General features: G+C 68.5%; 12 protein-coding genes, 3 tRNA genes and 1 pseudogene. 11 read left to right on the top strand and 5 right to left on the bottom strand.

Annotated features, from left to right (window positions below; all coding sequences use genetic code 11):
- Positions 1 to 168 precede the first annotated feature (168 nt).
- Positions 169 to 1,167 (top strand): phosphotransferase family protein, encoded by a 999-nt coding sequence (locus AWC03_RS20335; RefSeq protein ID WP_249025924.1) that lies wholly within the window; start codon positions 169 to 171, stop codon positions 1,165 to 1,167.
- Positions 1,168 to 1,458: 291 nt separating this feature from the next.
- Entirely contained in the window at positions 1,459 to 1,584 is a 126-nt protein-coding gene (locus tag AWC03_RS28150; RefSeq protein ID WP_276327147.1) for a hypothetical protein, read from the top strand.
- A gap of 39 nt (positions 1,585 to 1,623) precedes the next feature.
- On the opposite strand, the gene AWC03_RS20330 is transcribed toward AWC03_RS28150, so the two are convergent.
- Together AWC03_RS20330 and AWC03_RS20325 are read right to left on the bottom strand one after the other, a co-directional pair.
- A tRNA-Arg gene (locus AWC03_RS20330) sits at positions 1,624 to 1,696 on the bottom strand.
- Between the two features lie 30 nt (positions 1,697 to 1,726).
- Positions 1,727 to 1,818: transfer RNA gene (locus AWC03_RS20325), tRNA-Ser, on the bottom strand.
- 84 nt (positions 1,819 to 1,902) lie between these two features.
- On the opposite strand from AWC03_RS20325, the gene hisC reads away from it, so the two are divergent.
- Entirely contained in the window at positions 1,903 to 2,970 is a 1,068-nt protein-coding gene (hisC, locus tag AWC03_RS20320; RefSeq protein ID WP_085242514.1) for a histidinol-phosphate transaminase, read from the top strand.
- 10 nt (positions 2,971 to 2,980) lie between these two features.
- Positions 2,981 to 3,442: a DUF4334 domain-containing protein gene (locus tag AWC03_RS20315; RefSeq protein WP_085242513.1), complete on the top strand. Its 462-nt coding sequence runs from the start codon at positions 2,981 to 2,983 to the stop codon at positions 3,440 to 3,442.
- 149 nt (positions 3,443 to 3,591) lie between these two features.
- Here the strand turns inward: AWC03_RS20315 and AWC03_RS20310 are convergent, their stop codons facing one another.
- Positions 3,592 to 4,176 (bottom strand): TIGR03086 family metal-binding protein, encoded by a 585-nt coding sequence (locus AWC03_RS20310; RefSeq protein WP_208859306.1) that lies wholly within the window; start codon positions 4,174 to 4,176, stop codon positions 3,592 to 3,594.
- 23 nt (positions 4,177 to 4,199) lie between these two features.
- Between AWC03_RS20310 and AWC03_RS20305 the strand changes: the two genes are divergently transcribed.
- The 4 genes and pseudogenes from AWC03_RS20305 to AWC03_RS27945 form a co-directional block, all read left to right on the top strand.
- A complete protein-coding gene (locus AWC03_RS20305; RefSeq protein ID WP_085242511.1) occupies positions 4,200 to 5,024 on the top strand; it encodes a crotonase/enoyl-CoA hydratase family protein in 825 nt (274 codons plus the stop codon).
- Positions 5,025 to 5,049: 25 nt separating this feature from the next.
- Positions 5,050 to 6,288 carry a lipase LipE gene (gene lipE / locus AWC03_RS20300; RefSeq protein WP_085242510.1) on the top strand — a complete coding sequence of 413 codons (1,239 nt, stop codon included), beginning with the start codon at positions 5,050 to 5,052 and terminating at the stop codon, positions 6,286 to 6,288.
- Positions 6,289 to 6,317: 29 nt separating this feature from the next.
- A complete protein-coding gene (locus AWC03_RS20295) occupies positions 6,318 to 6,509 on the top strand; it encodes a hypothetical protein (RefSeq protein ID WP_085242509.1) in 192 nt (63 codons plus the stop codon).
- Between the two features lie 252 nt (positions 6,510 to 6,761).
- A pseudogene (locus AWC03_RS27945) lies at positions 6,762 to 6,920 on the top strand (Rv2629 family ribosome hibernation factor); the annotation flags it as partial.
- A gap of 6 nt (positions 6,921 to 6,926) precedes the next feature.
- Here the strand turns inward: AWC03_RS27945 and AWC03_RS20285 are convergent.
- Positions 6,927 to 7,013, bottom strand: a tRNA-Ser gene (locus AWC03_RS20285).
- A gap of 35 nt (positions 7,014 to 7,048) precedes the next feature.
- Here AWC03_RS20285 and AWC03_RS20280 point away from each other — a divergent pair.
- On the top strand, positions 7,049 to 8,017 hold the full coding sequence (locus tag AWC03_RS20280) for an NAD(P)H-quinone oxidoreductase (RefSeq protein WP_085242508.1): 969 nt from the start codon (positions 7,049 to 7,051) through the stop codon (positions 8,015 to 8,017).
- A 149-nt stretch (positions 8,018 to 8,166) separates the two neighbouring features.
- Here AWC03_RS20280 and AWC03_RS20275 read toward each other — a convergent pair whose 3' ends face one another.
- Positions 8,167 to 9,363 (bottom strand): cysteine desulfurase-like protein, encoded by a 1,197-nt coding sequence (locus AWC03_RS20275; protein ID WP_085242507.1) that lies wholly within the window; start codon positions 9,361 to 9,363, stop codon positions 8,167 to 8,169.
- Between the two features lie 127 nt (positions 9,364 to 9,490).
- Here AWC03_RS20275 and AWC03_RS20270 point away from each other — a divergent pair, with 127 nt between their 5' ends.
- Together AWC03_RS20270 and AWC03_RS20265 are read left to right on the top strand one after the other, a co-directional pair.
- Positions 9,491 to 11,488: a DUF6541 family protein gene (locus AWC03_RS20270; protein WP_085242506.1), complete on the top strand. Its 1,998-nt coding sequence runs from the start codon at positions 9,491 to 9,493 to the stop codon at positions 11,486 to 11,488.
- Between the two features lie 21 nt (positions 11,489 to 11,509).
- Positions 11,510 to 12,016 (top strand): bacterial proteasome activator family protein, encoded by a 507-nt coding sequence (locus AWC03_RS20265; RefSeq protein WP_085242505.1) that lies wholly within the window; start codon positions 11,510 to 11,512, stop codon positions 12,014 to 12,016.
- Positions 12,017 to 12,027 lie beyond the last annotated feature (11 nt).

Below are 12,027 nucleotides of genomic sequence, written 5' to 3'. Positions count from 1 at the left end.
TTAGTTGCGCACACTATTGTTCCAGGCTCCGCCGCCCGAAGCCCGTTCCCGGCGGTGGCCTACGCTTTTTCCCAGACTGCCCACAGGGTTGCGGAGGAGCGCTGACATGGACGAGATCGGTATCGGCTGAACGTGGATGCCGTGAACCTGGACGCCGTCGCGGCCTGGATGTCCGGGCGGGGACTCGGCGAGGGCCCGCTGGAGGACGTCACCGCCGTCACGGGCGGAACGCAGAACGTCATGATCCGGTTCACCAGGGCCGGCCGGCCGTACGTGTTGCGGCGGGGCCCGCGGCACCTGCGTCCCCGGAGCAACAGCGTCATCCTGCGGGAAACGAAAGTCCTTGCCGCCCTGGCCGGATCCGACGTGCCGCACCCCCACCTGATCGCGGCGTGCGAGGACCCCGCCGTGCTGGGCGACGCCGTCTTCTACCTGATGGACCCGGTCGAGGGATTCAACGCCGGCGAAGGACTGCCGCCGCTGCATACGGGCGATCCCGGCGTGCGGCACGGCATGGGCCTCTCAATGGCCGATGCGTTGGCCAAGCTGGGCGCCGTCGACCATCTCGCGGTGGGTCTCGGCGATTTCGGGAAACCGGAGGGCTTCCTGGAACGCCAGGTTCCACGCTGGCTTGCCGAGCTGGACTCCTACAACGAGTACGACGGCTACCCCGGGCCGCGGATCCCGGGCATCGCGGAAGTGTCGGCCTGGCTGGAGCGCCATCGGCCGGCCACGTGGACGCCCGGGATCATGCACGGCGACTACCACGCCGCCAACGTGATGTTCTCCAACACCGGCCCGGACGTGGTCGCGATCGTCGACTGGGAGATGTGCACGATCGGGGATCCGCTGCTGGACCTGGGCTGGCTGCTGGCCACCTGGCGCCAGCCCGACGGGTCGAGCGTGTTCAGCCACGCCCTCGGCGGGCAGGAGGGGCTGGCCAGCACCGACGAGCTCTTCGAGCGCTATGCGGCAAACACCACCCGCAACCTGTCGCACATCACCTGGTACACCGTGCTGGCCTGCTTCAAGCTGGGGATCGTCATCGAGGGCACGCTCGCCCGGGCCTGTGCGGGCAAGGCCGAGAAAGAGGTTGGCGACCAGTTGCACGCGGCCACGGTTCACCTGTTCGAGCGCGCGCTGGGCCTCATCGAGAACGAGCCCTGATCCCCCGGCAACTCCGTGTCCTGCCGCGTTACCGCGAACAAATCCATTACCGCGGACGCACCCGGGCCGCCGTCCGGCCGCACTGGTACCACGGCGGTGGCGGCGGCGATCAGGGGGATCGTGGCGGCCATCAGGGCGCCTGATCTCACGGAGTCGTGGCGTGCCCGACTCCGATTCTCACGGACGGAACTGTTGTCCCCGCCCCAGCCCACCCCGACGATCCGGGCAGGCCCCGGTTCCGTCAAACTTGACGGCACAACAGCTTCGACCGCTTACATCAAGGTGCAGGTGGTGACACCAGCAGTTGTGGTGCAGCCGCAACCCGACATCATGAAAGCGCTCGAGGCGATCATCAAGGCGGCGAGGGTTCTGGTCATACGGGACATGGCTCAACTCCGATGGTTCGCGCGGAACTGAATTGTTGCCCGAGGCAGTCAAATATACGCCTGCAGTGAGCGCGCCCGAAGGGATTCGAACCCCTAACCTTCTGATCCGTAGTCAGATGCTCTATCCGTTGAGCTACGGGCGCCCGTGTTCAATTGTCGTGCGTCGTGTTCCTTGGCGGAGGCGAGAGGATTTGAACCTCCGGTCCCCTTTGAGGGGGACAACTCATTAGCAGTGAGCCCCATTCGGCCGCTCTGGCACGCCTCCCTTGGACTGTTCGAGGGTACCCGACCCCTTTCCGGTCTCGCGGAACCGGCCATAGCGTACACATCCGCGACATAAACTGTCGAAGTGACCGCCCGCTTGCGTCCCGAACTGGTCGGACTGCCAGTCTATGTCCCCGGCAAGAACGTGCCGGGCTCCATCAAGCTGGCCAGCAACGAGACCGTGTACGGTCCGCTGCCCAGTGTGCACGCGGCGATCGAGCGCGCCGTCGCCGTCGTCAACCGCTACCCCGACAACGCCAGCGTCGACCTCAAGGCGGCCCTGGCCATGCACCTGGGTTCCGACGTCGCGCCCGAGCACATCGCGGTCGGTAGCGGCTCGGTCAGCCTGTGTCAGCAGCTGGTGCAGATCACGTCCGCGGGCGGCGACGAGGTGATCATGGGCTGGCGCAGCTTCGAGTGCTATCTGCCCATCGTCCAGGTGTCCGGCGCGACCGCGGTCAAGGTGCCGCTGACCGACCACACCCACGACCTCGACGCCATGCTTGCCGCGATCACCGATCGCACCCGGCTGATCTTCGTCTGCAACCCGAACAATCCGACGTCGACCGTCGTCGATCCGGACGCCCTGACCCGTTTCGTGGAGGCGGTGCCGCCGGAGATCCTGATCGCCATCGATGAGGCCTACGTCGAATACATCCGCGACGGCCTCGTGCCCAACAGCCTGGAGTTGGCCTTGTCCCGCAGCAATGTCGTTGTGCTGCGGACCTTTTCGAAGGCCTACGGGCTCGCCGGCCTGCGCGTCGGTTATGCGATCAGTCACCCGGAGCTGATTACCGCGCTGGACAAGGTCGTCATGCCGTTCGCCGTGACGAACGTCGCGCAGGCGGCCGCCATCGCGTCACTGGAGGCGTCCGACGAGCTGATGGCCCGGACCGACGCACTGGTCGCCGAGCGCACCCGCGTCAGCACCGCGCTGCGCGACGCCGGGTTCACCCTGCCGCCGTCGCAGGCCAACTTCATCTGGCTGCCGCTGGGCTCTCGTACCACGGACTTCACCGAGCAGGCCGCCGACGCGCGACTGGTGGTGCGACCGTTCGCCGGCGAGGGGGTGCGCATCACCATCGGCGCCGTGGAGGAGAATGACGCCCTGTTGCACTTCGCCCGGGAGTGGATTTCCCGCACCGAACCGTAAGGAGACTCCGTTGGACTTGGCGCGCAAACTGTTCACCGAGTTCAAGGAGCGCGGCGGTGACATCCCCGACACTGAGCTCGACGACTTCTGGGCCGGCCTCGAGCCCGCCACGATCGAGGGGATGCTGGGCGAGTGGAAGGGCGGCGAATTCCGCACCGGCCACCGGATGAACGGGCAGCTGGAGAAGGCCGGGTGGTTCGGCAAGACCTTCAAGTCGGCCCGGGACGTGCAGCCGCTGGTCTGCCTGGACGCCGACGGCAACAAGTTCTCCAACGTCGAGATGGGCAAGGGCGAGGCCAGCCTCTGGCTCGAAGAGTTCCGCGGGGAGGTCACCGCGACGATGGTCTACGACGGCCAGCCCGTGCACGACCACTTCAAGAAGATCGACGACAACGCCGTCATGGGCATCATGAACGGCAAGGGCGTCCGGGATAACGGCCGGTACTACTACTTCTACCTCGAGCGGGTGTAGCGCCTCAGCCTTCCGGTGTGTCGGGCCGGCCGTTCGGGTGTGCGTTGACGGCCTCGTGTGTGCGTCCAGGTCGGGAATCGGAGCCAAACCCCGCCCTGCGTGCACACTCAAAGCCCTAGTCGCACACCGCGATGGCAGAGCCCCTCGAGCTACCGTGCCGGGTCACGCCCGGTGAACGCGACCAGGTGCTCGAGCGCGCCGGCGTCGGCCGGGACGTCGATCGGGTCGTCGAACCCGGCCCCGGCGCGGATCTCCGGTCGGATGATGGTGTGCGCCAACCCCAACACGTATTCGGAGAGTGGTTCCGGGGCGTTGACCTCGTGGCCCACCGCCGCGGCGTAATCCCAGGCGTGGACCAGGAATTCGACCGAGAAGATGCCGCACGCCGTCTTGGCGGGCAGCTCGCTGTTGCCGAACGGCACCGTGCCGTCCAGCCCGCGCCGATGCCAGGCATCCAGCGCCGGCCGGGCCGCGGCGACCACCTGCCGTTCCACCGAATCGCCTTGCTCGCGCGCCGGCATCTCCGCGCCCACCATGCCCCCGAGCCCGGCGATCGACTTCAGCAGATGCTCGGTCAGCTGCGCCACGTCGAACTCGGCGCACGGCGTCCGCCGCGGCAGGTCGTCGGCCGCGATCGTGTGCAGCACCCGCTGCAACACCCCGAGTGTGTCCTCGGCGCTGTGCAGTTCGTCGGTGGGCGGGGAATGGGGGCCGGGCCGCAAATCAGGAGCCATCTTTGCCACGCTACGGTCTCGATATGGCGCAAGCATACGAATCCGTGACGGTGGAGACCAAAGATCACGTTGCGCAGGTGACGCTGATCGGGCCGGGCAAGGGCAACGCGATGGGCCCGGCGTTCTGGTCGGAGATGCCGGAGCTGTTCGCGACCCTGGACGCCGACCCCGAGGTGCGGGCCATCGTGCTGACCGGCTCGGGCAAGAACTTCAGCTACGGGCTGGACGTACCCGCGATGGGCGGCTCCTTCACCCCGCTGCTGTCCGGCGACGCCCTGGCCGGCCCGCGCGCGGTCTTCCACCGCGAGGTCAAGCGCATGCAGGGCGCGATCACCGCGGTCGCGGACTGCCGCACCCCGACGATCGCGTCGGTGCACGGCTGGTGCATCGGCGGGGGCGTCGACCTGATCTCCGCCGTCGACATCCGCTACGCCAGCGCCGACGCCAAATTCTCGGTGCGCGAGGTCAAGCTGGCCATCGTCGCCGACGTCGGCAGCCTGGCCCGCCTGCCGTACATCCTCAGCGACGGGCACCTGCGCGAACTGGCGCTGACCGGCAAGGACATCGACGCGGCCCGGGCCGAGAAGATCGGCCTGGTCAACGACGTCTACGCCGACGCCGAGGCCGCGCTGGCGGCCGCGCGCGCCACCGCGGCCGAGATCGCCGCCAACCCGCCGCTGACCGTCCACGGCGTCAAGGACGTCCTCGACCAGCAGCGCACCGCCGCGGTATCGGAGAGCCTGCGCTACGTCGCCGCATGGAACGCCGCCTTCCTGCCCTCCAAGGACCTGACCGAGGGCATCGCGGCGACCTTCGAGAAGCGCCCCCCGCAGTTCACCGGGGAGTGATCCGCGGCCACGTACCCTCGCTGAGGTGACGACACCAGACGGCAAGATCCGCCTCCCGGCCGACTTGGACGCCGTGACGGCGATCGGCGACGAGGACCACTCGGAGATCGACAGCGCCGCCGTCGAGCGGATCTGGGCCGCCACGCGCCACTGGTACCAGGCCGGCTTCCACCCGGCCATCCAGCTGTGCATCCGGCGGCACGGGCGCGTGGTACTCAACCGGGCGATCGGCCACGGCTGGGGCAACGCCCCGAGCGACGCACCCGACGCCGAGAAGATCCCGGTCACGACCGACACGCCGTTCTGCGTCTATTCGGCCGCCAAGGGCATCGCGGCGACCGTGGTGCACATGCTCGTCGAGCGCGGCGTCTTCTCACTCGACGACCGCGTCTGCGACTACATCCCCACCTTCACCAGTCACGGCAAGTACCGCATCACCATTCGGCACGTGATGACGCACAGCGCCGGGCTGCCCTTCCCCACCGGGCCCAAGCCGGATGTCAAACGCGCGGACGACCACGAATACGCGCAGCAGAAGCTCAGCGAGCTGCGGCCGATCTACCGGCCCGGGCTGTTCCACATGTACCACGCGCTGACCTGGGGCCCGCTCGTCCGCGAGATCGTGTACGCCGCCACCGGCAAGGAGATTCGCGAGATCCTCGCAACGGAGATCCTCGATCCGCTCGGCTTCCGGTGGACGAATTTCGGTGTCGCCAAAGAGGACCTGCCCCTGGTCGCGCCCAGCCACGCGACGGGCCGCCCGCTCCCGCCGATAGTGGCGCAGATCTTCCGCAAGGCGATCGGCGGAACCGTGCACGAGATGATCCCGATCACCAACACCCCGCTCTTTCTCAACACGATCATCCCGTCGTCCAACACGGTGTCGACCGCCAACGAAATGTCCCGGTTCGCCGAAATATGGCGTCGCGGCGGCAATCTCGACGGCGTGCGGGTGGTGAGCCCGGAGACGATGTACGGCGCGGTCAGGGAATGCCGGCGGTTGCGACCGGATTTCGCGGTCGGGCTGCAACCCGCGCGCTGGGGCACCGGCTTCATCCTGGGGACCGACCGGTGGGGGCCGTTCGGCCTGCACGCTCCCCACGCGTTCGGCAACCTCGGCCTGGTCAACATCGCGATCTGGGCCGACCCCGCGCGCGGGCTGGCGGCCGGCGTGATCAGCAGCGGCAAGCCCGGGCGCGACCCGGAAGCCAAGCGCTACACCGCCCTGATGGACACCATCGCTGCCGAGATCGCCACCGATTGAGGGCACCCGACGGTGGGAACACTGCCGCCATGGCTACCTACCGAGTGCTCAACCCCAAGGGCGACGTTGTCGCGACCAAGGACATCGAAAGCGCCGACAAGGCACACGCGTGGTTCGCCGACGAGGCCGTCGAGGGCAACGAACTGGGCTGGCGCATGGAAGTCGAGGCCAACGGCGCATGGCGCTTCTTCGACCACAGCGAAGGCGACCGCAGCTACTAGGGTTTTGCACCCCGACACGCGGGGCACCCGAAAAGACATGGACTCTGAACGCTTCCGCAAGCTGCTAGAGGCCCCCGCGCCATTCGCCTCGCTCTACTTCGACGACTCGCACGACACCCACGACGCCGAAGCTCAGCTCGAGCTGAAATGGCGTGGGCTGGAAGAAGAACTGGGAAGACAGGGCGCCGATACGGCGGTGATCGAGGACATCGGGCGTGCCGTTCTGGGCCTGCGCCCCGCCGATCGGCCGCAGCGGCCGCGGGCAAGACGCTGCGGGCCGATGAGGCCCTGCCGCTGTTCGCGATTTCCGTCGGGGCGTCACTGGTGCGCACCGACGAGCGGATCGCCCCGGCCGACGGGGTCGGCGCGCTGCTTCGCTACGCGCCGACGCTGCACCAGAGCGCCGGCTGACACGCGCGGTGGCGGAGGGATTTGAACCCCCGGACGGTGTTAGCCGTCTCTCGCTTTCAAGGCGAGTGCATTAGGCCGCTCTGCCACGCCACCGCTATAAGGGTAACGGGGGTCGGTAGCGTGGCCCCATGCGCGCCATCGTCGCCGAATCCCCCGATCAGCTTTCCTGGCAAGACGTGGCGGACATATCCGCCGGGCCCGGCGAGGTGCTGATCAAGGTCGCCGCTGCCGGCGTGAACCGGGCCGATCTGCTGCAGGCCGCCGGCAAATATCCCCCGCCGCCGGGCGCCAGCGACATCATCGGCATGGAAGTGTCCGGCGTGGTCGCCGAGACCGGTGACGGCGTCACCAATTGGCCTGCCGGACAACAGGTTTGCGCGCTGCTGGCGGGTGGCGGCTACGCCGAGTACGTCGCCGTCCCCGCCGGCCAGGTGATGCCGATCCCCGACGGCGTCGACCTGATCGACGCGGCCGGGCTACCGGAAGTGGCCTGCACCGTGTGGTCGAACCTGGTGCTCACCGCCCACCTGGGCAAGGGCCAGCTGCTGCTGGTGCACGGCGGCGCCAGCGGCATCGGAAGCCACGCGATCCAGGTCGCGCGGGCGCTGGGCGCCCGGGTGGCCGTGACCGCCGGCTCGCCGGAGAAGCTGGAATTCTGCCGCGAGCTCGGCGCCGAGATCACCATCAACTACCGCGACGAGGACTTCGTCGAGCGGCTGCGCGAAAGCGGCGGCGCGGACGTGATCCTCGACATCATGGGGGCGGCCTACCTGGACCGCAACGTCGACGCCCTGGCCACCGACGGGCAGCTGGTCATCATCGGCATGCAGGGCGGCATCAAGGGCGAGCTGAACATCGGCAAGCTGTTGGCGAAGCGCGCCCGCGTCATCGGCACCACGCTGCGTGCCCGCCCGGTGACCGGGCCGAACAGCAAGACCGAGATCGTGCAGGCGGTGATCGGGGAGGTGTGGCCGATGATCGCCGAGGGCCGCGTCCGGCCGATCATCGGCGCGCGCATGCCGATTCAGCAGGCCGCTCAGGCGCACCAACGGCTGACGTCGGGCGAGGTCACCGGAAAGATCGTGCTCACGGTCTGAGCGGCTCGCGACTTCTACCGAGCCCGGCCCGTCGAGTGTGCGCCTAGGGCTTCGAGCGTGCTGTGCGGGCGCCATTTTGGCGGCATCCCCGCCGTGAGCGCACACCGAAAGCCATGGCTGCACTCTCGAGTGTTAACGGTCTGAGCGGCTCAGCCCAGGGACGCCAGCGCGCGCACCAGCTGGTCGACCTCGGCCGTCGTCGAGTAGTGCGCCAGCCCGACGGTCACCGCACCGCCAACGTCGTTGACGCCCAGCACGTCGAGCGCGCGGGAGTTCTCGTTGGTGACGGCCAGAATCCCGTTGTCGGCCAACCGCTGCACCACCCGCTCGGCGGGCACGCCGTTCAGGGCGAAGCTCACCACGGGGATCCGCACCTCCGGACGGCCGATCACCATGACCAACGGCAGTGACCGCAACGACACCATCAGGTAATCGAAGACCCGGTTCAGATACGCACCGGCCGATTGCATCGACACCGACAGGCGTTCGCGTCGGCTGCCGCGGGCCGACTCGTCGAGCGCCGCCAGATACTCGACGCTGGCGACCACCCCGGCCAGCAGACCGAACTGGTGCGTACCGATCTCGAGGCGCGCCGCGCCGGTCGCCTTCGGGTCGGTCGAGATGGAGCCGAACGAATTGAGCAGCGCCGGGTCGCGGAACACCACCGCGCCGATCGGCGGACCGCCCCATGCCAGGGCGTTCACCGCCACCACGTCGGCGTCGGTTTCCCGCACGTCGAGCAACCGGTACGGCGCCGCGGCGGAATGGTCGACCACGACCAGCCCGCCGACGTCGTGCACCAGCTTGGTCATCGCCCGCAGGTCGGTGACCGTGCCCAGCGTCGCGGACGCGGATGCGACGGCCACCAGCCTGGTCGACTTGCCGATCAGGCCCTCCCACTGCCACGTCGGCAGCTCGCCGGTCTCGATGTCGATCTCGGCCCACTTGACCTTGGCGCCGTAGCGGTGCGCCGCCCGCAGCCAGGGGGCGATGTTCGCCTCGTCGTCCAGGCGACTGACCACCACCTCATAGCCCAGCCCCGCCCGCGAGGACGACGCCTCGGCCAGCGCCGACAGCAGGATCGCGCGGTCGGCCCCGAGCACCACGCCCGCCGGATCCACGTTGAACAGGTCGGCCACCGCCGCCCGCGCCGCCTCCAGGATGGCGGCGCTGCGCTGCGCCGAGGGATGCGCACCGACCGTGGTGGCGCTGGACCTGCGGAAGGCCGTCGAAACGGTGGTCGCGACCGAATCGGGGATCAGCATCCCGGTAGGCGCATCGAAGTGCACCCACCCGTCACCCAATGACGGATGCAGTCCGCGCACCCGGGCGACGTCGTAAGCCATGCCAGCCACCTTAGAGCTTGCGCATTTCGGCGAAACCGTGACGGTAGCGGGTGCCCGGAACGCTCGAGCCGTTGCGGCCAGCCGGTGGCTTCCCGAGCCAGGACACCCGGCCAGCCATACTAGTCGAGTGGGGCTCTGGTTCGGAACGCTGATCGCATTGTTTTTGCTGATAGCGCCCGGAGCGATCATCGCACGTGTCAGTCAGCTGAGTTGGCCCATCGCGGTCGCGGTGGGCCCGGCGCTGACCTACGGTGCGGTCGCGCTGGCGATCATCCCGTTCGGCGCGGTCGGAATCCCCTGGAACGGCTGGACGGCGCTGGCCACGCTGGTCGTGGTGTGCCTGGTGATGACGGTCCTGCAGCTACTGCTCGGCCGCTATCGCGACACCGCGGCCGAAGCCCGCGGCATCGGGGGCTGGCCCGCGATCACGGTGGCGGCCGGGGTGCTGCTGGGTGCCCTGCTCATCATGTGGGCGGCCTACCGCGGCCTGGCCACCCACTGGCAGACCATCCCCAGCACCTGGGACGCCGTCTGGCACGCCAACGAGGTGCGCTTCATCCTCGACACCGGGCAGGCATCGTCCACCCACATGGGCGAGCTGCGCAACGTCGAAACGCACCAGACCCTGTATTACCCGTCGGTGTTCCACGCGTGGGTGGCGGTGTTCTGTCAGCTCACCGGGGCGGCGCCGACCACCGGCTACACGCTGGGTTCGGTGGCGGTGTCGGTCTGGCTGTTCCCCACCAGCGCGGCGATGCTGGCCTGGCGGCTGCTGCGCCCGCACTGGGGCCAATGGCTCACCGCCGGCGCGGCCGCCACCACCGCCGCGCTGTCGGTGTCGTTCACCGCCCTCCCCTATGTCGAATTCGGTGTCGCCGCGATGCCCAACCTGGCGGCCTACGGGGTCGTCGTGCCGACGTTCGTGCTCATCGCCTCGACGCTGCGCCACCGCGACCGGATCCCGGCCGCCGTGCTGGCCTTCGTGGGGGTGATGTCGGTCCACCTGACCGGCGGGTTCATCGTCGTGCTGTTCGTCGTCGCCTGGTGGATGCTGGACGTGCTGCGGCGCCCGGTCCGCGGCCGCGTCGCCGACGCAGTGACGCTTGCCGGCGTGGCCGTGGCCACCGCGCTGATCCTGTTGCCGCAGTTCATCAGCGTCCGTCAGCAGGAAGACATCATCGCCGGGCACTCGTTCCTCACCTACCTCAGCAAGAAGCGAGGCCTGTTCGACGCCGTCTTCCAGCACTCGCGCCACCTCAACGACTTCCCGTACCAGTACGGGCTCATGGCGCTCGCGATCATCGGCGGCGCCTTCTTCGCCTACAAGAGGATCTGGTGGCCGCTGGCGGTGTGGCTCCTGCTCGTCGTGGTCGAGGTCGACGCGGGAACCCCGCTCGGCGGCCCGGTCGGCGCGATCGCCGGCGCGTTCGGGGAGTTCTTCTACAAGGACCCGCGTCGGATCTCGGCCGCGATCACCCTGCTGCTGCAACCGATGGCCGGGGTCGCGTTGTTCGTGATCGTCATGGTGGTGGTGGCCGGCGCCAAACGGGTCGCCGGCCGATTCAAACCGTCCCCCACAAGCGGGAGGTGCCCCCAACCCGCACCGGTGTGGACCGCCGCCACGGCGGTCCTGCTGGTGGCGACGACCGTCTTGACCGCCCGCCACTACTTCTATCGACACCTGTTCCTATTCGGCGACAAGTACGACTCGGTGATGATCGACCAACGCGACCTGATGGCCATGGCCTATCTGGCCACGCTGCCCGGCGCGCACAACACCGTGATCGGCAACGCCAACACCGACGGCACCGCGTGGATGTACGCCGTCGCCGACCTGCACCCGCTGTGGACCCACTACGACTACCCCCAGCAGATGGGCCCGGGCCCCAACCGCTACATCTTCTGGGCCTACGCCCGCAAGGGCGAGTCCGACCCGCGGGTGGTCGAGGCGATCAAAGCGCTCAATATCCGGTACATCTACACCAGCCGGCCGACGGTCCGCGGGTTCGCCGTACCCGACGGACTAGTGTCACTGGATAAATCACCGTCGTGGGCGCTGATCTACGACAATGGTGGAGCCCGAATCTACGAATGGCGCGGAAGCGGCGCGGCGCCGCACTCTTAGTCCGCAAAGGATGGTGATGGATTGAGTACCCGCAACGACGACGATGGCATCGAGATCATCGGCGACGTCGACCCGCGGACCACGGCGGTGACGGAGGACGACTCCGACGAGCGCTCCCTGACCGATCTGGTTGAGCAGCCCGCCAAGGTGATGCGCATCGGGACCATGATCAAGCAACTGCTCGAGGAGGTGCGTGCCGCACCGCTCGACGAGGCCAGCCGCAACCGCCTGCGTGAGATCCACGCCACCAGCATCCGCGAACTCGAGGAGGGCCTGGCGCCGGAACTGCGCGAAGAGCTCGACCGCCTCACCCTGCCGTTCAACGAGGACGCGGCGCCGTCCGACGCCGAACTGCGCATCGCCCAGGCCCAATTGGTCGGCTGGCTGGAAGGGCTGTTCCACGGCATCCAGACTGCGCTGTTCGCCCAGCAGATGGCCGCCCGCGCGCAGCTGGAGAACATGCGTCAGGGCGCGCTGCCCCCCGGCGTCGGCAAGCCCGGCGGATCCGGACACGGTCAGTACCTGTAAAGCGCAGCACG

It is taken from the genome of Mycobacterium europaeum, assembly GCF_002102155.1.
GTDB lineage: Bacteria > Actinomycetota > Actinomycetes > Mycobacteriales > Mycobacteriaceae > Mycobacterium > Mycobacterium europaeum.
Note: the sequence above shows the minus strand (reverse complement) of the source record. Positions and strands in the feature narration are given on the sequence as shown.